This is a genomic window from Pyramidobacter sp. YE332, assembly GCF_033060595.1.
Lineage (GTDB): Bacteria > Synergistota > Synergistia > Synergistales > Dethiosulfovibrionaceae > Pyramidobacter.
The window spans coordinates 621,153-644,582 of sequence record NZ_CP133038.1 but is presented as its reverse complement, the minus strand read 5'-3'; the positions used below and the strand labels follow the sequence as shown (position 1 = coordinate 644,582).

The following is a 23,430-nucleotide window of genomic DNA, read 5'->3' as shown; positions in this document are numbered from 1 at the left end:
GATGCCATGGTAACGTGGGAGAATTTCATGATCCCCGACAACGAAACCGATCTTTGCCGTTTGGTGATTCTCCTTGCCATGACGCCGAATCAGGACGTCGAGAAGGAAATCATCACGCAGTATCAAAAACTTGGCCTGCGCAGCGCCGCGACGATGATTTCGGGGTTCGGCATCGACAGCCAGACGAGCATCGTGCGAAGCGTGGTCAATCTCTGTCTGAATACGAACGTGATCGAACGCAAGAGGTCCCATGTTCATCCGGTCTGCCACTGCGTCCTCGAAACGGCGCAGAGTACCCGCGCTTCCGACGCCATCGGCCAGAACTTCTGTTTCAAAGCGGCCGTCGTGCGGCGCAGGGAAGAGTTCACGCTGTGCTTCTACGGAAACCTGGCCATGCATGAGCTGTCGGGACACAAATCCATCGGCGTCGGCTATCAGATTCTCGGCAATTGATTTTTGCACACAGACAAATGAATACATTTAATACGCAAATGTTTCTTTTCAAATGGCTCTTTCCGAGCGATCGGTAGTCTCTTTATGTAACATCAATCTTTCTAGAGTAGGGGGGAACTTTTTATGTACTATAGCAATAATGTCCACTTTATGTCGGAGCAGCTTGCTACGGTGCGCAATTCGGCTATTAAGGATACGATTGGTGATATTCCAAAAAGCGGTCGCCTTGTGCTCAAAGATGGCTATGTGGTCGATCCCAAGAACAGAATCCAAGATATTCGTGATATTGTCATTGAGGGTGGAGAGGTTGTCAACATCAACGTAGATATTCCAGTCGAAAAAGGGGATATGGTACTTGACTGCGAAGGCTTGTTAGTCGTTCCTGGTTTGATCGATATGCATGTCCACCTTGGAGACTTGTTCGAAGTCTCAACCGCACCTATCTTTAATGCGGCCTGTGATGGCGTTGCTATCGGCCTTTCGCCGGGAGCCGGAAACACTTCGATGTCGCCGTCTCTACTCGGTGCTGAGATCGACAGAGGTCTTCCGATGAACCTTGGGCTCTATCTTGGAGGTGCGAACGTCGCTGGAACCATGATGTCTACGGAAGATTTGATCCGTTATTTTAAGGGTGAGTGCGATGAGGCAACTGTTTACAGTAAGTTCACCCGTAATGCCGTCTCAGGGACGACAGGCAATCTGGTCATGGGCATCAAAGATCATATGGGACACTTCATTATGTCTGACGAAAACATCGACAAGCTCTTTGAAGTCACTTCTCAGGCGCACATGATCTACATGTCTCACACTCAAGATCCTGAACATACTCTGCGCATGGTCAAGTTGTCCAAGGGACGCCCGCTTCATCTCGGGCACGCCAGCGCCCCCGGCTGTGGTACGCATATGGATGGAAAGGAAGCTATGGACATTATTGTCGGCCTCATCAAAGAGAATGAACATGTTTCCGGCGAATTCGTCACTTCCATGATGCGCCCGTCACGTGGTCATCGTGAAGGCTTGCTTATCCAACCCCAAGCTCAAAAAGTCTGTTATGAAGCTCTTGAGAAGGGTATCGTGAAAATTTTGATCTCCGATGGACAAGGCGATGGTTCTATGAAGGGATTCGGCGATACTCGCGACGATGTGCCAGCTATCCTTGAACTCGCAGAGATGGGCGTCCTTTCCCTTATGGATTCTGTTGCAACCATGACAGCCAATCCGGCCGACCAGATTGCCAAATTGACCGCCAATCCGTGGTGGAACACAAAGATCGGCAATCTTGGCGTTGGTGCGTTAGCGAACGTTACCGTCATTAGCAGAGAAAACAAACTTCCCGTGTACACGATCGTCAATGGAACTATCACTTCCTTTGAACATCGTATCGTGCGCCGCGGTAACGGAGCCGGCGGCTGGATGACTAAGTTCGGCATGCTGCGCAACACAGGCGTAGGCGATATGTGCCTCCTCAAGGGATACGGCAAGTGAACTGAAAGAAAACGGAAAGGAGGGAGTGCAGATGCCTGATGCTCCGCAAGTTGAACATCAGCCGAGATGCGGTTCTCCACTGGGGCTGATCATTGTCGTCCTGCTCGGTTTTGCACTTTATTATGGGCTGAACTCAATTCAAGGAGGAACAACGCTTCCTGACTATGACACCGTTATTAAAAATATCCATGGCAAGGGGGAACTGTACTGGTTCTTCATGAACTTTACAGAAGCTAATTTTTTCGCAGGCTTCTGTTCATCGCTCCTTATCATCATCGGAGCAGCGATTGCCTGGGGAGCGGCTCTTAGAGGCTCTGCCTTGGCTGGCTTTGAGATCTGTTATGGCAACGCACGAATTTGGCCATGGGTTTTTGCTTCACAGGTTTTGACGCTTTCGCTCGTCATGTTTGGATTCAACTACATGTCGTTGTTCAAGGAAGACGTCACCTGGATTCCAACCTTTATAGCCATCGTCAATGTTCCTCCAGCTCTAACCCTTATATACGGTCCTGGCATTGTGAGCTTACTTACAACTTCTGTATTGGGAGCTCTTATCTGCACCCCTGTTGCTGTTTGGTTAAGTAAAGTATTTGCTCCATGGAACGTTCCTGGCGTCGTTTCCAACGTTGGAGCAATGGCCATAGCAGGTACTATTGCGGCTTCTGCCTGCCAGGCACTGCCGTGGATGAAGAAAAAGGATATCAGACCAATTACCGTTCCTATCCCGATCCATAACGATACGCAGAGCGCAACTTGGTTGATCCGCCGTACTCTGGCCGACTTTACGGAACCTCTCTTTTATGGCAATGATCTGGCTGGATTTCTTCTATTAATCGGCGTATTCCTCGATACAATGCTGAATCCAGGACTTTCAGTCTACGGTGGAAAATGCATCGGTGCCATTGTCTTGTCTGAAATAATTGCGGGTAGCGTGGGTGTGTTTCTTTATGCCGGCAAGTGGAAGAAAAAAGGCTGGTATGCCACCTACGTCCCCGTCGTAAGTACAGCACCGGCCTGTGTTCTGATGTTCGGCGCCACAATACCTGTAGCGCTTTTCTCCGCAGTGTTAGGAGCAATCCTAGGAGCACCTCTGGCTGAATTTTTCGCCAACAAAATACCCGATTATGTGCCAGGTACGGTAGCAAATGTAACGTCGATGGCAATCACCACTATTATTGTAGCTGTTACGATGCAAATCTTACCGTGGTTTTAGCCAGATACTCAAATAAGACGCTTCTTAAAGACAAAGCTGCGCCTCTGTTTATGTAGAAGCGCAGCTTTGTGCCAAGAAACGGGATATTTTCTTACCCCGTAAGAGAGAGAGATTATTATGGAACCTTTCGATTTTATGGAAGCGACCGTCGCCAAAGTCCACGCCGCCTATTTGGACGATTCGCTGACCTGCCGCGCGCTGTGTGAATATTATCTGAAGCGCATTGAACAGCTGGAGCCGCGGATCAATTCCATCATCTGCGTCAATCCCAAGGCGCTGGAAGAAGCCGACCGCTTCGACGCGTATGTAAAAGAAAGACGCCGGCTTTGCGGAGCGCTTCATGGCATCCCCGTGATGCTGAAAGACAACTTCAACACGACCGACATGCCCACGACGGCGGGAAGCGTCGCGCTGAAGGGCTGGGTGCCGCAAAAAGACGCCCTCGTCACCAAAAGGCTGCGCGAAAGCGGCGCGCTGATCCTCGCCAAGACCAACTTGCACGAGTTCGCCATCTGGGGCGAAACGGTCAGCTCCATCCTCGGCCAGTCGGTCAATCCGTACGATCCGACACGCACGCCCGGCGGCTCTTCCGGCGGTACCGGCGCGACGATCGCCGCCAACATCGGCATCGTCGGCCTGGGCACCGACACGATCAACTCGGTGCGTTCGCCCGCCTCGGCCAACAGCCTTGTAGGCATCCGTCCCACGATCGGCCTGGTTTCGCGGGCCGGCATCGTGCCTTACTCGCTGACGCAGGACACGGCCGGACCGATCTGCCGCACCGTGGAGGACGCGGCGCGGTGCCTCAGCGTCATCGCCGGCTACGACCCCGACGACGCGGAAACGGCGTGGGGCGTCGGCCACGTCGTGGAAGACTACACCAAGTATCTCGACGAAAACGCGCTGCCGGGCAAACGTATCGGCGTGTTGGAAAGTCTTTTCGGCAAGGAAGCCGTCAACCGCTCCACCAACGCCGTCATGAGCGAAGCGATGAAGGTATTCGAGGCCAACGGAGCCACGCTGGTTCCCGTCAGGGACGACATCGACCAGTCATGGCTGACCAGCGAGACGTCCGTCCACCTCGACGATTTTCGCCGCGATCTGGACAGCTATCTCAGGGAACTGCCCGCCGACTGGCCCGTTCACAGCATGAAGGAAATCCTCGACAAAGGGCTGTTCCACCCTTTCTCGGAAAGCAACATGCGTGACGCGATGAAACTCGAAGTCGGTACTCCGCGTTACCTTGAAAAGATGTACAACAAGATCGGGCTCCGCACTCGCGTGCTGAAGATCATGGCCGATCTGCGGCTTGACGCGATGATCTACCCCCACCAGCAGCAGCTGGTCTGCAAATGCGGCGCCAGCCAGCGGCAGCGCAACGGCGTGCTCTGCTCGTCCACGGGGTTCCCTTCGGTCTGCGTGCCGGCGGGATTCGCTCCCGACGAAAACGCGCCGGTCGGCGTTCCCGTCGGCATGGAGATCATCGGCCGCCCATGGAGCGAAGCTCTGCTCATCGCCATCGCCTATGCCTTCGAACAGCATTCGCATTTCCGCAAGCCGCCGGCATTGTAAAGCGACTCCCGCATGTGCTCCTTCGCACGAAGCGCATCGAAAGGCCAGACGGGATTTCAATCACTCTGTAGTACGCATGGACAAAAAGAGCGGGCTTCGACTGAAAAATCAGCCGGAGCCCGCTCTTTTTGCCGCTTGGAATAAAGCGCTTTCGGACACGCTGGCCATACCGCCTCACAACTTCTCAACGGGAAACGGAGGTATCCCGCGTTTTTCTTTTGCGGTCAGCTTGTCTGCTGCTCGGGCAACAACGAAGTCCGCGTGACCAGATGATTTTTGGCAATGAAACCCGACGGGATGCATCCAGTTTCAAAATATGACCGCACCGCTTCCAGCACGCCGCGGACGATCTCGCGTCCCAGCGGCCCGACGCTGGCGGTCATGCGCCCGTCCGCGACGGCGCGGAGCGCTTCGGGGATCAGATCGACGCCGCCGACGGGAAGTTCCAGCCCGCGCGGCGCCAAAACGTCACAGGCGCCGAGCGCCATCAGGTCGTTGGCGCAGAACACGGCGTCCGGCTGCCACGGCAGCAGGCGCTCCATCGCGGCGCGTCCGCCGGCGCGGGTAAAATCGCTTTGCTCCACGCGCACCTCTTCAGCTCCTCCGGCTCGCGCTTCGGCCAGCGCTCCGGCGACGCGGCCGGCACTCTGACGCGCCGCGGCGGGACCGGACACGCAGGCAAAGCGCCGCCGTTTTTTTGCGGCGCGCGTCAGTTCGCGCGCGCAGAGCCGTCCCTGTTCCTCGAAGTCGCAGACGGTCAGGGGCCGATAACAGGCGACGCGCGACGCCAGGACGGGGTCGCTCTTCGGCCCGACGTCGAACAGCGGCGTGTCGCCGGCTTCCGCCGCCGCGGTTGCCAGCGCCGCGCCGTCAAGAGGATTGACGATCAGCGCGTCGAAACCGCGTCCCATCAAAGTTGCGCACAGGCGCGCCTGCGCGTTCGCGTCGCGCGGCGGATCGGGAAAGAAAATCTGCGTTTCGAAGGGAAATTCGGGCAGAAACATCCGATACCAACGAATCTGTTCCTGCCAGAAGGGATTGTCCTGATCGCCGAAGAGGATGCCGACGCGGCGGGACACGCTATTTCCAGCTTTCGAAATTATTGATGTTCTCCGACGTGACCAGCGTGATGGGAATGCCGAGGCGTTCCGGCACGGACAGCCCCTTGCTCAGCTTCAGCGTGTAGATCAGCGCGCCGCGCGTCCAGGCCGCCTGCGAGAACGTCGTCGAGCCCGTCAGACGTCCGGCGGCAATCGCTTCTTTTGCCTGCGGGATGAAGTCTGTGCCGTAGACCATCACGCCCTTGATTCCGGCCACTTCGAACGCGTCGACGGCAGCGAGCGCCATCACGTCGTTAGCGCAGTACAGCCCCTTCAATTCGGGATGCGCCTTGACCATATTCGTGGCGATGTTGTAAGCTTCGTTGCGGTCCCAGTTGCCGGCCTGCACGGCGACGACCTTCATGCCCGCGGCTTCGAAAGCCGCAATCGCGCCCTCGCGGCGCAGGCGGCTCTGCATGGCGCCCGGTTTGCCCTCGATCACCGCCACGGAAGAACCGGCCGGCAGTTTTTTGGCCATGTCTTCGGCGCAGAGGCGTCCCTGCTCGAGGAAGGCGGCGGAGATCCAGCCGTCCATCTTCGCGCCGGCCTGGGCCAGCCCCTCGGCGCTCACGGCAGGACCGGAGCAGACTACGGGGACCTTCTTCTCGTTGGCCTTGAGCACACCCGGTACCAGATTCATGCCGTCCAGCGGCGTGACGATAATGGCGTCGTACTGGCGGGCGATCATCGCCTCGAACAGATCGAGCTGCGCGCGCGGGTCCTTGTCGGTCGCGGGCGCCATCACCTCGACGGCGACGCCCATCTTTTCAGCCCACTCGCCGTAGCGTTCCTTCATCGTCACCCAGTAGGGGTTGGAAAGCGACGTCACCAGCACGCCGACGCGCTCCTTGCCCGTCAGTTCGGGCAGCGGCGCGAGCTGCTCTTCCAGTTTGGCGATGGAAGACAGCACCATCGGGTTCTCCGCCGCGTTCAGAGACGCGGCGAAAGCGCACAGACACAGGAACAGAACGAAAAACTTTTTCATAACGGCACATCCTTCGAAAAAAATATCACGGCGCCAAACGCCGGTAAAACACCGTCCAAAATCAGCCGCGGCGCGCCTCGGAAAGCACGATCGAGACGAGGATGATCACGCCCACCGCCAGCTCCTGATAATACGAAGAGACGCTCCACATCGTCAGCCCGTTTTTGACGAGCGCCAGCAGCACGCCCGCCAGCGCCGTGCCGAAAAGCGCCGCCCGTCCGCCCCGCGGGGCCGTTCCTCCCAACACCGACGTGGCGATGGCGTCGAGGTTCATGGCCGCGCCCGCCAGCGGCTCGGCGCAGTTCAGCCGCGCCGTGATCAGGATCGACGCCACGGCGGCGCAGAGACTGCACGCGCAGAACGTCCCGGTCCGCCAGCGCCGGTCGTTCACACCGCAACGACGCAGCGCCTCGGCGTTGACGCCCAGCGTGCTGACGTACACGCCGCACCGCGTGCCGTAATAGAGGATGAAGATCAGCGCGAACAGCGCCGCGGCAATCAGCACCGACGCCGGCATGCCGCCGATCCGCCCGCGGCCGATCCACGTGAATGCCGGCGGCAGGCCGTACACCGGCGACGCCTGCGTGATCACCAGCGCCAGTCCGGAAAAGACTGACATCGACGTCAGCGTGCCCATGAAGGGATTGACGCCCACGCGCACGATGATCAGCGAGTTCCACAGGCCGACGCCGAGGCCGCACAGCAGCGCCAGCGCGCAGCCCGCCCACGCGGGCGCTCCCGCCTTCATCGCCAGCGCCGTCAGCACGCCCGTCAGCGCCGCGGCGGAACCGACCGACAGATCGGTGACGCCGGACGTGAGGACCAGTGTCATGCCCAGACCGGCGACGACGTTCACCGTGCTCTGGTCGAGGATGTTGCGCAGATTGTCGGCGTCCCAGAAATAGGGCGACGTGGCGCAAAACAGCGCGCCGAAAAGCAGGATCACGCCGGCCAGCGCGAACTGCTGCAGATGTCTTTTCATGAAGGTCATGACAGCGCTCCCGACATCCACCCAGCCAGCTTCAGAGGATCCAGGCCGCGCGCCGGCTCCTCGCGAATCGTCACGCCGCGGCGGAGCACCGTGACGCGGTCGGCGATCTGCAAAATCTGCGGCAGGTTATGACTGATGCACAACAGCGTCAGCCCCTGCTCGCGCAGCTGCGACATGACCTCCAGCAGATGGGACGATTCGCGCAGCCCCATGGCGGCGGTCGGCTCGTCCATGATCAGGACGCGCCCCCCCTGCGCGATGGCCCGCACGACGGCCACGGCCTGGCGCTGACCGCCGGAAAGGGCGCCCACCGGCACGCCGCGCGCGGTGAGGCGGACGGACAGCCGCGCCAGCAGTTTTTCCGCGTCGGCGATCATGCGCGCACGGTCGAGAAAAAATCCCCATTTCAGCGGCTCCGCGCCCAGCCAGATGTTGGCGGCTACGTCCAGATGGTCGACCAGCGCCAGATCCTGATAGACCACGGCCACGCCGAGGGCGCGCGCCAGAGGCACCGTCAGGCGTCCGTAGCGTTTGCCGCCGGTTTCGATCGCGCCGGCGTCGGGCGTCAGCACGCCGGAAAGGCATTTGATCAGCGTCGATTTTCCCGCGCCGTTGTCGCCCACCAACGCCATGATCTCGCCGCGGCGCAGTTTCAACGAGCCGTCCGTCAGCGCCCGCACGTGGCCGAACGACTTTTTCAGCCCCGTCGCCTGCAGCACGATGTCTTCCACGGCGGCCGCCTCCCTTTCCATCGGTGATCGTTCATAAATTATATGAAAAATTTTGATGACGCGTGTCCGTTGATACGAATAATTTTTATCACGAAAAGTGCGAGCGATCCATCCTTATCGAGCAAAAGCCAACGGAGCGAGGCCGAATTTCGCTGACAGAGGAAAAGCAAGTCTCCCGCCACGAAGACGCGGCGAAAAAAAGAAAACGCTCAGCGGCCGGCGATGTTCCACGTGGAACATCGCTTACCCGACTTTTCCAAGGGGAATCGAAGCCAAGCTCAAGCAGCATCAAGAGTAAGCGCGATTTTTTTCAACCGCGAGATCTACGGATAATCCCTCCTGTCGCCTCCCGTGCAGCAAAAGGCAGTCGACAAGCGAGTTTGTTCTTGAGATCGGGATAGGCTTCCATCATATTGACGGGTGCGATTCCAAATATCTGCATCACGGCGTCGGCCGACGCGATGTCCGCGTTCTTTCTCTCCGGCGTGCTGCCGTCGTGTCCCAGTCGAAGGCTGATGGGCGTGCTCCTGGCTCTGCCGCTCAGGACGGTGACGTTCTGCTGGCGCATGAGTTCAACGAGCTTGTGAGGCGAGATGTCTCTGATGCCCTTCATGCGGATGAGGTGACAGGAAAGACGTTCCAGAACCAGCGCAAGGTAACAGACGAGGAAGTGCCCGCGGATGTGTTCCGGCGTCCAGACGAAAACCGGCCTGGCATCGAGGTTGCTCTTGAGTACTCGAAAACATTCCTCGACGCGCCAAAGCCGGCGCAGGTTCGCGAAGATCTCCTGCGGGGAGGCGTCCTTGTTGGAGGTGGCGATGACGTAGAAACCCGCCTGCTTTTTACGCTTTTCGTAGAGAGAGGTGTTCACCTCGTATTCGCCTTTCTTCCCTTTCTTGCTCTTCAGAAACTGTCTTGAGCCGTGTTTCATGGATGTCTCGACGGCTGAGGCTCCCTTCGCGACCAGTTCTTTCCCCTTCGTCCACAATTCCTCCAGAACGTCCAGGTCATGGTGGTGCCGTTTCAGCGACCAAGTGACGATGATGCCTGCGTCACGTTCGGGATCCGCTCTGGCGTCCAGACGCTTCATCTTGAACACGTCCTCGTGGAACCGTTCGCTGTGCTCCCAGTTCTCCTCGGAAAGAACCCGCTCCTTCACGTCCTTTTTCAGCCGACTGATGCTCTGGGCCACGATGTAATCAAAACCCTCTTCCGCAAGGTGCTGCAAGTTGAGCTTGCAGTTGAGCCCGCGATCCGCGACGACCGTGACTTTCCCCAGTCCGGAATTTACCTTGTGCTTCCGGACGACCTGCAGCAGGGTCTTGATCTCCGACGTGTTACCGCGGAACAGCTCATAGTCAAGAGGGATGCCGTCGGCGTCAACGAGCAGTCCCATCACCACCTGCACCTCATTCGTGCGGTTCTCCTTGGACATCCCGCGCGCGCGAAGTTCGTCGGAATCAAAACTCTCGAAGTAAAACGTGGTGCAGTCGTAAAGCGCGACAGTCATCGTTCGCTCGTAGATATCCGCGATCCCCTTGTTGACGTTACGTATCAGGACATCCTTGCTCCCGCTCAGGAGCCCGAGAGTTTCGTAAAGGTCCGCCTGGGTGAGGGAAGAGAAATCGAAGACAAAGTTCCCGCGGTATTCGTGCGTCCGTTTTTTCGAACAAGGCGCCAGAATGCGCAGTGCGGCGAGGAAGAATGCGGCAAGGTCGAAGTCGAACTTGAGTCGGTGATTGCGTCGATACTGTTTGAACCAGACGTCCAGCCCAAGGCGTTCCCATAATCTGCGGTAAAGGGCGATGCCGTAGTTATAAATGCCCGCACAGTCCGGTTTATTGTTGGGTGCACATGTTGCGACCTGATCCTTAAGCGTCTGCGCTTTGAGGCGTTCTGCAAGATCTGCGTTTGCCCTCAACTCAGCAAGATCCGCCTGAATTCTTTCGTCGATGTCCGGCTCTGTGAGGCGGCGTTTGTTCAGGTCGCCGTACGTGCGGATCGTTTTTCCGGAACTGCGTTTGATGAGAGGATTGTAAGTCTCCTCGACGATGGCCGCGTAAAGTCTGCCCTTGTTTTTCATCAGTTTGATTCGGAAACTCATGCTGACCTCCGGGAGGACGATTCCTCAAGGAGTATTATAACATATTAAGCGATTCTTAAGCGTATATTCAAAAGTCATAAAAACTCCCTGCCGAAAGAGTTATTGCAAGTCTTTGCGCTTCTTCGATTTCTAAAAGTCGGGAAAAAAGAAAACGCTCAGCGGCCGGCGATGTTCCACGTGGAACATCGCTTACGCAAAAAGCCTGGCGATCGTTCGACCGTCAGGCTTTCGGCATTGTTCAGCTTGAAGTTCCGCGAGTTCTTCCAGCTTTTTTCGTCTGCTTCGTGCCGTCTCCCCGGCGCGCTTATTTCAGCGTCCAGCAGCCGTTGCGGTCCGGCGCGGTCAGCCCGCGGGAAACGGCGAGGGGCAGTCCGGCGGCCGCGGCGTTTCGCGCGGAAGCGCCGGCGCGGGAGGAACCGAGTTTTTTCGCCGTTTCGCGCAGCAGGTCTTCCTCGGGCAGGGCGATCTGTTCGCGCAGCACTTCGCAAAGGGCGTTGGCCGCCTCCTGCGCGGGCACGTCGGCGGCGTCGCGCCTGGCGCGGCCGGCGCCGCTGACGCGGAATCCCGCGTATGTATCGGGATCCTGCCCGCTGTGCCAGTACCAGACGACGCCCTCGCGCTCGGTCGTTTGCAATTTCATCGACGTCAGCAGTTCGTCGAGGCGCTTCTGCGCGCGCGGCCCGAGGCGGCTCATGCCGAGGCTTTGCAGCAGGCGTCGTGTCAGCAGTTTTGCGGAGATAGGGGCTTCGGTGCGCACGATGGCCTCGACGCGGCCGCGCAATAATTTTTCGTTGCGCGGCTCGGCGAATTCGGCCGTCGTGAGTTTTTTCTCGGGCAACAGCGCGGGGCGGTACGGCCGGCCGGCCGTTCGCGGAGCCGTCGTCGTTTTTTCGGCAGCGGCATCTGTCTGCGGCGAAGGATCCGCCTTTCCTGTGCGCTCCGGTCCGCCGCCATCGGCCGCGACGGCACATTCTGCGGGGATCGCCGCGTCTTCTCCGTTTTCAGCGGCGCGGCGCACGGCCGCTTCGGCTTCGGCCTTCGCGGCTTCCTCCGCGGCGCGGCGTTTGGCTTCGCGCTCTTCGCGGCGGGCGGCGCGGCACGCTTCGATGCGGCGCAGCAGGCGATCGAGCTCGCGCTTCCTGTTGTCCCACCAGTCCATGGTCCAGAGGCGCTCGATCGTCCAGCCCAGGCCCTTCAGCACGCCGATCTGGGAGATCTCGCGCTCGCGCACCATGCGGGCGTCGCGGTACGCGCCGCCGTCGAGCAGAACGCCCAGCAGGTATTCGCCGGGCTGATCGGGATCGACGACGCCGATGTCGACGCGGAATTTGGAATGTCCGACCTGGCGCGCCGTCTCGTAGCCGCATTCGTTCAGCCGCGCGCAGATCTCGGCGGCGACGCCGTCGGGCTCGTGCGGCGCGGCTGTTCCAGCGGCGGAAGCTTTCAACGGCAGATAACCGCTGCGGGCGTATTGGAGGAACGCCTTCAGCGCCGCCACGCCTTCCGAGGCAGTGCGGGTCAGGTCGATCTGCTCCGGTTCCAGCGACGAGAACACCATCATCTCGGCGCGCGAGCGCGACACGGCGACGTTGAGCCGCCGCCAGCCGCCGGCCTGATTGACGGGGCCGAAGTTCATGCTCACGCGCCCTTCGCGGTCGGCGCCAAAGCCGACCGAGAACAGGATCACGTCGCGCTCGTCGCCCTGCACGTTCTCGAGGTTCTTGATGAACAGCGGCTCTTCGGACTCCTGATACCACTTTTCCAGTTCGGGATCTTGGCCGCGGGCCTCTTCGAACAGGTCGTCGACGAGGTTCTGCTGCGAGATGTTGAAGGTGACGACGCCGACGCTTTCGCGGCGCCGCGCCGGGTCCTTGGCGCGGCGGATCACTTCGGCCACGACGGCTTCGGCCTCGGCGCGGTTGGTCCTGGAACCGCCGCGGTCGAACGTGCCGCCGATCTTGACGAAGCTCACCTTCGAAACGCGGTCGTTTGCCGACGGGAACGTGCAGAGTTTGTTCTCGTAGAACCGATTGTTGCTGAAGGCGATCAGGCTTTCGTGGCGGCTGCGGTAGTGCCAGAGCAGGTGCGTTTCCGGCATGCCGAGCGCCAGACAGTCGTCGAGGATGCTGGTGAGGTCGGCCACTTCGGGGTCTTCCTCGCGGTCGTCGAGATTGGTCATGAAAAAACTGGTGGGCGGCATCTGCTTGGGATCGCCGACGATCACGGCGTTCCTTCCGCGGGCCAGCGCGCCGACGGCCTTGCTGGTGGTGAGCTGCGACGCTTCGTCGAAGACGACGAGGTCGAACATCTCGCGCCGCGGGTCGAGATACTGGGCGGCCGAGATCGGGCTCATGAGCATGCAGGGGCACAGGCGCGGCAGCAGGTTGGGCAGCTGTTCGAAGAGGCGTCGGATGCTGAGGTTGCGCCCGCCGGAGCGGATGGCGCGCTGCAAGATGCCCAGTTCGGAGTTCTGCGAGGCTTCGCGCGCGAAGTCGGGGACTCGGGCGGCCAGAACGGCGCAGGCTTCGGCGCTGGCCAGCCGCGACAGCTCGTCGATCAGTCCCTTGATCTGGGCGATTTTTTCACCGAAAACCGCGCCGGAAAAGCGGTTCAGCACGGAATCGCCGTCGACGGCGTCCTCGATGAGGTTGCGCAGGCAGGCTTTGCGGTAGGCGGGCAACGCCTTGTCATGTTCCAGCCCGTTTCGGCAGGCCGAGACGACGGGCCCCAGTCCGGCGTCTTCGGCCTCTTCGCACAGGCTGTTCCAGAGGATCCAGTCGCGCAGAGCGTCGGCGTTGTTGAGCAGGGCGGCGCAGAGGTCTTTCAGCGCCGCGAGCCAGTCGCCGCCGTCGGGAGGATCTTCCGTGCGCAGCAGTTCGTCGAGCGCGCCGCGCGACGTTTCCAGTTCCCGCCAGAGCGCCAGCAGTTCCGCGGCCGCCCGCTGCGATTCGGGATCGGCGGCGTGCCGCTGCCGCAGCGCCGCGCCGCCGTTCAATCCGTCGAGACGGAGCGCGCTTTGCTCGGCCTTTCGAGCCATATCGGCCACGCGCCGCCAGTCCGTGTCCCCGCCGCGGTCGAGCGATTCGAGGCCGGGGGCGTACTCCCGACGAAGCCGGGCGGCGCTCGCCATTTCGGCGCGGTAGGCGTTCAGCCGGTCGAGATCTCCGGGCACATCTTCTTTGCCGCGTTTGAGGAACGCATAGGACGAAATTTTTTTCACAAAGCCCGATTCGGCCAGCAGGCGCGGCAGCAGCCACTTCCGCTGGATTTCGTTCCACTCGCCGCGCAGGGCCTCGCCGTCCTGTTCGAGGAAGGCGGGGCGATACGCCTTGAGCAGTTCGCCGCCGCATTCTCCCGCCGCAAGAGCGTGCCGGGCCATTTCCTGCACGCCGCGCAGATACGCTCCGGCGTCGCCGTCCGCGGCCCAGCGGCGCGGCCATTCCCGCCACTGCGACAGTTCGGCGGCGACGTCGCGGAGTTGTTCGTATTCCTTTTTCAGACGCGGCGCGTCCCGCCCCAGTCGCGCCGCGAAAGACCGCGCCGATTCTTCCAACGCATCGAGGCGCGCCCGATAATCTTCGGCCAGCGACGGCAGTTGGCTGCGCAGGCGCTGCGAATATTCCGTCTCGCCGACGAGGCGCAGCGGATGGCCGCAGGGATGGCCGACCGCGCGCGCCGCGGCGGCAAGGCGGCCAAGCAGCGACTCGTTGCGCTGCAGATCGTTCGCCGTCCAGGCGGAGGTACGCGAATATTCGAGACGGATGCCGGCGTCGTCGGCGTCGGCCAGCGGCTCGTAGGCGTTGATCATCTCGTAAACGGAAAGGCCCGAAGCGCGCTTTTCGTGCAGACGGCGGGGATACTCCGCCAGTTCGGAGCGCAGCCGCGCGGCCTGTTCGGCTTTTTGCGCGTAGATCGGGGTTTTCTGCGCGCGTCCGGCTTCGGCCGCGGCGCGCAGCTGTTCGAGCACGTCTTTTTTGCGGGCTTTGTTGGAATGGAGTTCGAGGCAGAACGGATCGAGCCCCAATTTGCGCAGGCGTTTCTGCACGACCGACAGCGCCGCCATCTTCTCGGCGACGAAGAGCACGGTCTTGCCCTGCGCCAGCGCGTTGACGATCAGTCCCGTGATGGTCTGCGACTTGCCGGTGCCGGGCGGCCCGTGCAGCACGAAGGTCTCGCCCGCGACGGCCGACTTGATGGCGTAAAGCTGCGACGAGTCCACCGGCAGCGGCAGCAGCAGTCCGGCCTCGTCAAGCTCCCGCGGCGCCTCCATGGGCGCGGCTTCCCAGCTCAGTTTGCCGTCCATCAGGCTTCGTACGACTTTGTTCTTTTCGAGATCGTCCATGCGGTTGCGGATGTCGTTCCACATCACGAAGCGCGAGAACGAGAAAATGCCCACGAAGGCCGACTCGACCACGTCCCAGCGTTTCTGCTGCATCACGGCGCGGCGCACGGCGGTGAAGACGCGCACGACGTCGGCGCCGTGTCCGTCGGCCGGCAGCGGGTCGAGGCCGTCGATGACGATGCCGAAATTCTGCTTGAGCATCTCCAGCAGCGTCACGTTCATGACCGGCTCCTCGTCGCGCAGACGCAGGCCGTAGCCCTTGTTGGCGGCCTTGCGCACGATCTCCGCCGGCAGCAGGACCAGCGGCGCGTAACGCGGGCGTTCGCTGCGCTCGGTCTCGTACCAGCGCAGCAGCCCCAGCGATAAATACAGGCTGTTGGCGCCGTTTTCCTCGAGCGAGACTTTGGCGGCGCGGTACAGTTCTTTGACGGCGTGCTGCAGCTCGGTCTCGTTCATCAGCGAGCGCAGCCGCCCGTTCTGGTATTCCGAATGCAGCAGATCCCGGGAAAGCGGCAGCTCCGGCAGCGGTTCCAGGCTGCGCGCCGCCCCCTCGGGAAGACGCCACTCCTGCGGGCGCGGCGAGACGGTGAACTGCCGTCCGTCGGCGAGCGCGTCTTCGAGCTGCGGCAGCGACGCGGCCAGCACGGGGATCAGATTCCTGGAGGCGCGCAGGTTGAGCAGCGTGTTGCGCAGCCCCAGATCGAGCAGCTTGCGTTCCCACTGCAAGATTTTCTTTCCGCGCGCGTCCAGCGGCCGCCGTGCCGCCGGTTGTCCGGCGCTTTCGGGGACGCGCGCCACCATCTCTTCCGGCGCGGCGGTCAGCTCCGCGGCGGAACGGGATTCGGCTTCCACGCGCCAGCCCTGATCGCTCTGCACGCGCAGCGGCAGCGGGCGGATCCCCGCCAGGCGGGCGCGGTGCACGTCGACGACGAGACGCACGGGATCGTCGCCGCCCATTTCCGACGCGGCGGCGGCGCGGGCTTCGTCGAAGGTCAGGCCTTTCCCGGCGGCGGCGCCGGTGCATTCCACCACGGCGATCTCGCCGATGCCGTCGGCCATGCGCTTGCTCACCAGCGACGGATCGTCCTTGACCGCGTCCTGGAAGGTCATCTCCTCCAGCCAGACGCCAGCGAAAATATGATCGTTCTTGAGCAGGAGCAGCGGATACAATCCCGCCGCCTCGAGGCAGGCCGCGTAGAGCAGCGTCAGGTCAAGGCAGGTGCCCATCCGCGTTCCTGTCACCGCGTCGCAGAGGCGCACGCGCTGTCCCGTCGCTTCGAAACTCGACGGCGGCACGGCGTAGACGACGTTCAGCTCCTGAATCGCGCCGTACAGAGCGGCCGCCTGCCGGAGCACGCGGTTGGGATTCTGCGTCTGATACGCGTCAAACGAAGGGCTGCCCGTCCATTCTTCCAGCAGCTTCGAAGCGCGCTTCATGAGTCGGGCGATCTCGGGATGGTTGGGCGTGACGAAGGCCGCCAGCAGCTCGGGATAGTAGCCGCTTCCCTGCCACTCGTCGAAGGCCAGGAAGGTCACTTCTTTCACGACGGAAGCCAGACGGCGCTCTCCCCGCCATACTTCCGCCGTCAGCGTCGTGACGACGCGCTCCGTCAGCTGCGCGAGACGCTCGGCCCTGAGCGTGAGTTTGAGGTCGCCGATCTCCGCGGTCTCGCCGGCCGGAAGCCGCGCGACGCCGAATCTCGCCGGCTCGACGAAATCCTCCGCCGCGAAAAGGCGCACTTCCAGATCTTCCCAATCCGCCTCGCCGTCATTGCTCACGGCGACGCGGCGCACAAGGGGCAGGCCGTTCTGCTGCTGCGCGTAGTTGACGACGGGCGTCAGCTGCACGTCCAGTGTGATTGCCGCCGTTTGTTCGTCCATGGCTCTCTCCTCGTTCGTCAATGAGATGAAAAACTTTCTCTCTTTATAAGCAAAAAGCGCCGAAAAGGCAAGCGCCGCCGAGCGATTCACCCGCCCGCCGCCGAATTTTTCGGCGACGGCCGCCGGCGTCCATAAAACAAAAGAGACCGGTTCGCGCCGGTCTCTTTTGTTTTACTTGCGCCATTTTTCGTACGCCGCTTCGTGGTAGGGCACGGGCACGCCCGTTTCGCGCCCCAGCCGCACCATGCGGCCGATGATGTGATCCAGTTCGGTGCGGGCGGGATCTTTGCCGGCGCTCAGATCGCGGTACAGCGACGTGACCGTGTCGGCCGGCATTTTTTCGAAGGCGTCGGCCAGCTTGTCGGGCAGCGACGCCGGCAAATCCACGCCTTGGGCGGCCGCGACCGCCGTCATCTCGCCGATGACGGCGCGGATCACCTTTTCATGATCGGGGTCGGCCAGGACCTTGCCGGCCGGGCCGTCGTACCAGCAGAACACGCAGCTGTTGCTGCCCATGGTCACGTACTTGTTCCAGCTGGCGCGCACGATGCGATCGGTCACTTTCGTCTCGACGCCCGAGCGGTTCAGCAGCTCCGCCGCCGCGTCGAGCGCGGCCGGGCGCGAACCGTCTTTCATTCCCAGAACGACGCTGCACTGGCCCGCCGTCTGAACCACCACGCCGGGAGCTTCCAGATGGCTGAACACGCGGATCGTGCCGTCGGCCAGCAGGCACGACGGCAGAAGCGGCTCCATCTGCTCGGAAACGACGACACCGTTGAGCAGCGGGACCACCAGCGTCCGCGCCCCGACCATCGGACGCATAGCCGCGCAGGAAGCCTCCAGATCGTAGCCCTTGCAGGCGACGACCAACACGTCCATGACGCCGAGATCGGCCGCGCGCTCCGAGATCCCCGCCGGAACCGCCGTGAAATTTCCCAGCTGGACGGACTCGACTCTCAATCCGCCGCGGCGGATCGTTTCGAGATTTTCGCCGCGAGCACAAAAATACGTTTCCCCGTGGACGCGCGCCAGCGCGCCGCCCACAAAACCGCCGACGCCGCCGATGCCGAACACGCCGACTTTCATCTTCCAGCCTCCCATCTTCATGACCGGCGCGCCAGGCGCCTTTGCCGCGTTTCGGAGCGCGGAATCTCGGTCAGTTCGACGCTTCACCATTGAAAATCGGCGTCAGAACGTGCCCGCCAGTTTATAGATGCCAAACTCCCGGTGTCCCAGCGCTTCCGCTTTGGTTTGCCTGCCGTTGCAGACTTTCACCATCATCTCGAACAATTCTTCGCCGATCTGCGGCAGCGAGGCCCCCTCGGTGATGATGCGACCGGCGTTGATGTCCATGTTGTCGCGCATGCTGCGGAACGTCTCGGCGTTGCCGGTGATTTTGACGACCGGAGCGATCGGGCTCCCCGTGGGCGTGCCGCGTCCTGTGGAGAAAACGACGACCTGCGCGCCGCCGGCAACCATGCCGGTGATGGAATCGATATCCTGCCCCGGCGTATCCATGAAATACAGGCCTCCCTTTCCCTCCGGAATCCGCTCGGCATATTCCAGAGCGCCGGCAAAAGGACGGGTACCGGCCTTGTACATACATCCCAAAGACTTCTCCTCGATGGTGGAGAGTCCGCCTTCCTTGTTTCCCGGGGTAGGCTGGCCGCTGCGAAGATCTTGCCCCAACATGATGGCGCGGTCTTCCACATCCTTGACCATACGCAGGAACTTGCGCCGCTCTTCTTCGTCGGCGAAACGCGCGGCCAGCAGATGTTCGGCCCCGATAACCTCGGTCGTCTCGCTGAGGATCGAGCTGCCGCCCATGTCCACCAGCTTGTCGGAGACATAGCCGATAGAGGGGTTGGAGGCGAGCCCGCTTGTGGGATCGCTGCCTCCGCACTCCATGCCCAAGATGATCTCGCTGATGTCGAACTCCTCGCGAACGTCCGCGGAAATGGCCCGCGCCATATCGGCCGCGATGCGTCCGCCTTCGGCGATGGTCTTCAGCGTACCGCCTTCTTCCTGAATGACGATGGACTGTACGGGTTTGCCCATCGGCTCGATCATGCCGGCCAGATGGCGCGCCTGAATGCCATCGCAGCCCAGCCCCACCACAAGAACCGCCCCGACGTTGGCGTTCATGCCAAAGCCCGCCAGAGCGCGTTCGGTCAGGGCCAGATCGCTGCCGATCTGACAGCAGCCATGTTGGGTGGGGACGCTGACGGCGCCGGGAACCTGGCAGGCGATCTTCTCCGCCGTATCCGCCGCGCAGACCGAGGTCGGCAGCACCAGCAGATAATTGCGAATACCGTGCGGTCCTTGTGCGCGCCTGTATCCCATCAGCTTCATCGTTCATTCCTCCCTTCGGCGTTTCTGTCGCCGCGGCCGCGGGTGCTTTCCAGATTATGCACGTGCACGTAATCGCCCGGATGCAGATCTGTCAGCGCGGTGCCGATGATCTCGCCATATTTGTAGCAATGTTCGCCCTTCTTGATCTCGGCTACCGCCATCTTGTGAAACTGCGGAATGTCGGCCGCGGCCACGTAGGTTGTGCCCTCAAATTCGATTCGTTCGCCCTTTGCCACCGGGCGCAGGCACGTCACCAGATTGTCCCGAGGATTCACGTGAATGACTGCGTTCATGAATGTTTTCCCGCCTTTCTTCCAGAGATGCGCTGCGCGTTCTTTCCCATGCCAAGACTGCCCGGGAAAAACGTTTACCGATCTTCCTGACGGATCGTGCCGTCGGGATTGGTCCCGTATCTTTTGCGCAAACGCCGGTCCAGCAGGTTGCACAACAGCGGGCAAAGGATCGCCGTCACGATGATGGCAGCCGCCACCTGCACGGTGGAGATCGCCTCGACAGCGCCCAGCGAAGGATCGGCGGCGGCAAGGACAGCCGGCGTGCCGACGGCGTTGCCGGCCGTGGTGCCGATCGCCGCACCGCTGGCTTTGCGCTCGCCCATGGCGCGGATAACGAAATACCCCGCCATGCCGGTCAGGGCGGTGCACATCACGCCCAGGACGATGCCCGGCAAACCGCCGCGGACCAGCTGGCTAAAGCTGAGACTTGAACCGAGCGGAAAAGCGAAGAAAGGGATCAGAACCGTCGTACCGCTGGCCAGAAACTTGCGGAGATCTTCGTCAAGGTTGCCCAGGATAAAGCCCAGAACGATGGGGACCAACGCGGCGACGAAGGTCAGGAAGGGGATGTTCGCCAAGCCCGTCAGCCCGAAGGCCAGCATCGTGAAGAAGGGGCCGTCGTTCAGCGAGAGGATGGAAATAGCGCCAACGTCGGTGGAGTCTCCGTACTGCCCCGCCAAAGCGGCGTACAATCCGCCGTTGGAATTCGTGACGGCGGCGACGATGGCCAGCGGAGTCAGGCCCAAAACGCCCGCGGGCCCGGCGAATTTGCCTACGCCCCACCCGATGAACGCGCCGATAAAAAATTTGGAAGCCGTCAAAAGGATCCCCTTCGCCAAAGGCTTACCTGCCTGCCTGACGTCGATCTGCGCCGCATTGCACAGGCAGAACAGAGCGATCAGGGCCGTCGCGCCGCTCTTGAACAGCGCCGTGGTAAAGCCGCCGATCTGAATCGACCTGGGGAACACCGAGTTGACGACGACGCCCAGCAGCAGAGGAACGACCATCAAGCCCCCCGGGATCTTTTGCACTGTTTTCAAAATTTTCATGCTCTTCTCTCCTTGGTAGAAAAATGAAATGCCGAAGCCGCTTCCACGCTCGGCGCTCGAACGTTTCCGCGCCGATAAACCACACGCTCCCCTTATCCCGCAGGATGCGGCACACGCGGCATCTGCCGCCGTCGCCCATCTCCGCGCCGTGCGCGGAACTTTTTTCCGCTCGCAGCCTACGGCGTTGACGCTTCCCTCGTCCGCGCTTACGACGGCTCTTCCCGGCGCCTTTTCGCCTGAGCCAAACGGACAGCGTAGTCAATGGCGTTCACAAGGCTCAGCTCGTTGGCGACGCCCGTTCCCGCGTGACCGAAGGCGGCGCCGTGATCCACCGAGGCGCGGATGATCGGCAGTCCCAGCGTGACGTTCACGCCGGCGACAGCGTTCCACATCTTCTTTCCCCTGTCGTAGACGAAGCCGACCACTTTCAGGGGATATGCCCCTGATCGTGATACATGCAAACGACCATGTCGTACCACCCGCCCAGCGCTTTCGAGAAAACCGTGTCGGGCGGTACCGGGCCGATAGCGTCGATCCCCTCGGCCCGGGCCGACTCGATCGCGGGGATGATCTCTTCGATCTCCTCGCGCCCAAACATGCCGTTTTCTCCGGCATGAGGGTTCAGTCCGGCCACACCTACGCGAGGCTTCTCGATGCCAAGGTCTTTGCATGCCTTGTTCGCGATGCGGATCACGTCGAGGACGCGTTCTCTCTTGACTCGCTCGCAGGCTTCGCGCAACGACACGTGAGTGGAGACATGAACGACGCGCAGGTCGCCGTGAGCCAGCATCATAGTGTACTTTCTCGTGCGGGTGAATTCCGCGTAGATCTCCGTGTGTCCCGAATAATGATGTCCCGCGAGGTTGATCGCTTCCTTGCTGATCGGGTTGGTCACGGTCGCGTCGATATCCCGACTCATGGCCAGCTCGATGGCTTTTTTCACGCACTGAAAAGCGGCTTCGCCCGCCTGAGACTGGACCTTGCCGTAGACGAGGCTGTCCATATCGACTAAATCCAAGGCATGAACGTCTATCGTTCCAAACTCGTATTTTCCGTCGCGCGGCGACGAGACGGCGTTGATCTTCACCTCGGGGTGTCCGGCGATTCTCAGAGCGTCGCTCATGACTTTCACGTCGCCGATAAGCAAAGGGCGGCACCGCTCGTAAACTCGGGAATCGGCCAGGGCCTTTACGGCGATTTCCGGGCCGCAGCCGGCGGGATCGCCCATGGTAATGCCAAGCAGGGGTCTATACATGATCTCACTCCATTTTTTTCAAAGCTGTCGGAAGGGTTGCCGACAGGCCTCCCGAATGTCGTTGGGGGCACGGACGCCTCTGTCGCCGACGCCGGTGGTTCATGCTCGAAGCCACGAGGTCCTAGGACGCGCGGTGCCGCTCAATAAAGTCGGCCACGTTCACGAAGACCTCGCGAGATCCCATTCCCCCCGATTTGGAAACGATCATCACGTCGCCTTCGGGAAGGATGGCGCGGGAAAGCACCACGCCCGATTCGATCTCGCAAAGAGGGCGCATACGCGAACATTCCATGTGGGCCAGCACGCCGCTCAGGATATCCCCGCCGGTCACGGCGAAAACGCCCCTGAGACCGCGGCGGTACAGTCGCCGAACCAGCTCGCCGAGGTGACCGGCCACGGCGCGGCTCTTTTCTTCCAAAGCGACGGAACCCACCCCCTCTTCCGGCGGCGCGCCGTACAAAAGAAGCCGCTTGTTCCGCCCGTAAAGCGTCGCAATATCGTCCAATATCCTGTCGCCCTCGGGGCCTGCAGGAATCCCCTCCTGCATCTGCGACGAGGTGAGCCGATAGGCGTCGAAACCCGAACTGCGCGCGTATTCCAGCTGAGCCGTCGTGATCGGGTTCAGGCTTCCCGAAACCACCAGAAGTCCCTGCGCCTCAAGCGTCACCGGCGGAAGGGGACGACGCAGGCCAAGCAGCTGCGGCAGATGCCCCGCGAACCCGGCGCAGCCAGCCAAAACGGTGGTCTCCCTGATCTCTCCAAGCTGTCTTGCGATGGCCACGCAGGCTTCGTCCGACGAAGCGTCGAAAACGAGAATCTCCCGACGTTCCGCTGCCAAAATCGGCGCTCCCTCCGCCACCGATACCACGGGAAGGGTACTTTGAAGTCCGATGATCTTCGCCACCGACGATTCCCTTACGGGATCGAAGGGATCGCGGCCGAAAACGCTCTCGCTCACGGGGACGCCGTCAATGTACTGAATCCCTCCAAGGGTCAGGCGCTTCAATTTCGGATACGCAGGGACGAACAGAAGGCGCGTCGCTCCGCTGCCGGCCAGAGCGCCTTCCAGCTCTGCCCCGATGTTGCCGCGCAGTGCCGAGTCGGTTTTCTTGTAAATCACGGGAACGCCGCTTTTCACGGCACGTCCGGCGATGTCGCGGACGATCTCGAAGGCCCGCCGCGGATCGATGTGGCGCGATTCCGTGTCGACAACGACGACAGATTCCCTGGCGTCGTCCTTCCAAGCATCGAAGGAGACATCCAGATTGGTCGTCACGTGAGTGTGCGCTCCACATTGAGCCAGCTGTACCCCCGAATCGAGCGCCCCCGTAAAATCGTCGGCCAGTATCAGCAGTCGAAGCATATCGTCAGCTCCCTTCAACGATTCTTTCTCTTGTTTTCGTTTCCTACGCAAAAGCATAAGAAAAAAATATTTCGGAAACAAGAGCGGATATTCTTTTTTCAGTTTCATTATGAAACTCTTTTCGACGATGTGTTTTATTTTGAAACAAGAAGGAAAAACGATCACGGCCTCGCCTGGAATGCGCGCTTTCGCTCGAGCGTTCCGCGCCGCCGCTCAGCCATGCTCATAAAATCGCAGGACCGTTCCGTTTTCGTCCATTTC

Annotated in this window: 17 protein-coding genes; 4 read left to right on the top strand and 13 right to left on the bottom strand. The window is 61.1% G+C overall.

What is annotated here, in order from left to right:
- The first annotated feature begins 6 nt into the window (after positions 1 to 6).
- The 4 genes from RAH42_RS02960 to RAH42_RS02945 all read left to right on the top strand — a co-directional run bounded on the left by RAH42_RS02960 (position 7) and on the right by RAH42_RS02945 (position 4,723).
- On the top strand, positions 7 to 453 hold the full coding sequence (locus RAH42_RS02960; RefSeq protein ID WP_317539937.1) for a HutP family protein: 447 nt from the start codon (positions 7 to 9) through the stop codon (positions 451 to 453).
- Between the two features lie 123 nt (positions 454 to 576).
- A complete protein-coding gene (locus RAH42_RS02955) occupies positions 577 to 1,938 on the top strand; it encodes an amidohydrolase family protein (RefSeq protein ID WP_078015629.1) in 1,362 nt (453 codons plus the stop codon).
- A gap of 31 nt (positions 1,939 to 1,969) precedes the next feature.
- A complete protein-coding gene (locus RAH42_RS02950; protein ID WP_078015630.1) occupies positions 1,970 to 3,151 on the top strand; it encodes a hypothetical protein in 1,182 nt (393 codons plus the stop codon).
- 117 nt (positions 3,152 to 3,268) lie between these two features.
- Entirely contained in the window at positions 3,269 to 4,723 is a 1,455-nt protein-coding gene (locus RAH42_RS02945; RefSeq protein WP_078015631.1) for an amidase family protein, read from the top strand.
- Positions 4,724 to 4,947: 224 nt separating this feature from the next.
- Here RAH42_RS02945 and RAH42_RS02940 read toward each other — a convergent pair whose 3' ends face one another.
- The 13 genes from RAH42_RS02940 to RAH42_RS02885 form a co-directional block, all read right to left on the bottom strand.
- Positions 4,948 to 5,802 (bottom strand): sugar ABC transporter substrate-binding protein, encoded by an 855-nt coding sequence (locus tag RAH42_RS02940; protein ID WP_317539936.1) that lies wholly within the window; start codon positions 5,800 to 5,802, stop codon positions 4,948 to 4,950.
- Between the two features lies 1 nt (position 5,803).
- Positions 5,804 to 6,808 (bottom strand): substrate-binding domain-containing protein, encoded by a 1,005-nt coding sequence (locus RAH42_RS02935; protein WP_078015633.1) that lies wholly within the window; start codon positions 6,806 to 6,808, stop codon positions 5,804 to 5,806.
- Positions 6,809 to 6,869: 61 nt separating this feature from the next.
- On the bottom strand, positions 6,870 to 7,799 hold the full coding sequence (locus tag RAH42_RS02930; RefSeq protein WP_317539935.1) for an ABC transporter permease: 930 nt from the start codon (positions 7,797 to 7,799) through the stop codon (positions 6,870 to 6,872).
- Positions 7,796 to 8,530 carry an ATP-binding cassette domain-containing protein gene (locus RAH42_RS02925; RefSeq protein WP_317539934.1) on the bottom strand — a complete coding sequence of 245 codons (735 nt, stop codon included), beginning with the start codon at positions 8,528 to 8,530 and terminating at the stop codon, positions 7,796 to 7,798. Before RAH42_RS02925 ends, RAH42_RS02930 begins: the two co-directional genes overlap by 4 nt.
- Before the next feature lie 310 nt (positions 8,531 to 8,840).
- A complete protein-coding gene (locus tag RAH42_RS02920) occupies positions 8,841 to 10,634 on the bottom strand; it encodes an IS1634 family transposase (RefSeq protein ID WP_317539261.1) in 1,794 nt (597 codons plus the stop codon).
- 304 nt (positions 10,635 to 10,938) lie between these two features.
- A complete protein-coding gene (locus RAH42_RS02915) occupies positions 10,939 to 16,857 on the bottom strand; it encodes a DUF3320 domain-containing protein (RefSeq protein ID WP_317539933.1) in 5,919 nt (1,972 codons plus the stop codon).
- 171 nt (positions 16,858 to 17,028) lie between these two features.
- The gene (locus RAH42_RS02910) at positions 17,029 to 17,964 is read right to left on the bottom strand and encodes a 2-dehydropantoate 2-reductase (RefSeq protein ID WP_317539932.1); all 936 of its coding nucleotides are present in this window, start codon (positions 17,962 to 17,964) and stop codon (positions 17,029 to 17,031) included.
- 81 nt (positions 17,965 to 18,045) lie between these two features.
- Positions 18,046 to 19,209 carry a UxaA family hydrolase gene (locus tag RAH42_RS02905; RefSeq protein WP_317539931.1) on the bottom strand — a complete coding sequence of 388 codons (1,164 nt, stop codon included), beginning with the start codon at positions 19,207 to 19,209 and terminating at the stop codon, positions 18,046 to 18,048.
- Entirely contained in the window at positions 19,206 to 19,502 is a 297-nt protein-coding gene (locus RAH42_RS02900; RefSeq protein WP_078015639.1) for a UxaA family hydrolase, read from the bottom strand. Before RAH42_RS02900 ends, RAH42_RS02905 begins: the two co-directional genes overlap by 4 nt.
- A gap of 74 nt (positions 19,503 to 19,576) precedes the next feature.
- A complete protein-coding gene (locus tag RAH42_RS02895) occupies positions 19,577 to 20,551 on the bottom strand; it encodes a 2-keto-3-deoxygluconate permease (protein WP_317539930.1) in 975 nt (324 codons plus the stop codon).
- 206 nt (positions 20,552 to 20,757) lie between these two features.
- Positions 20,758 to 20,976 carry a 4-hydroxythreonine-4-phosphate dehydrogenase PdxA gene (locus RAH42_RS13220; protein WP_343228915.1) on the bottom strand — a complete coding sequence of 73 codons (219 nt, stop codon included), beginning with the start codon at positions 20,974 to 20,976 and terminating at the stop codon, positions 20,758 to 20,760.
- Between the two features lie 2 nt (positions 20,977 to 20,978).
- Complete coding sequence (locus tag RAH42_RS02890; RefSeq protein ID WP_343228914.1) at positions 20,979 to 21,806, bottom strand: 4-hydroxythreonine-4-phosphate dehydrogenase PdxA; 828 nt, start codon at positions 21,804 to 21,806, stop codon at positions 20,979 to 20,981.
- A 121-nt stretch (positions 21,807 to 21,927) separates the two neighbouring features.
- A complete protein-coding gene (locus RAH42_RS02885; RefSeq protein WP_168169989.1) occupies positions 21,928 to 23,169 on the bottom strand; it encodes a four-carbon acid sugar kinase family protein in 1,242 nt (413 codons plus the stop codon).
- Positions 23,170 to 23,430 lie beyond the last annotated feature (261 nt).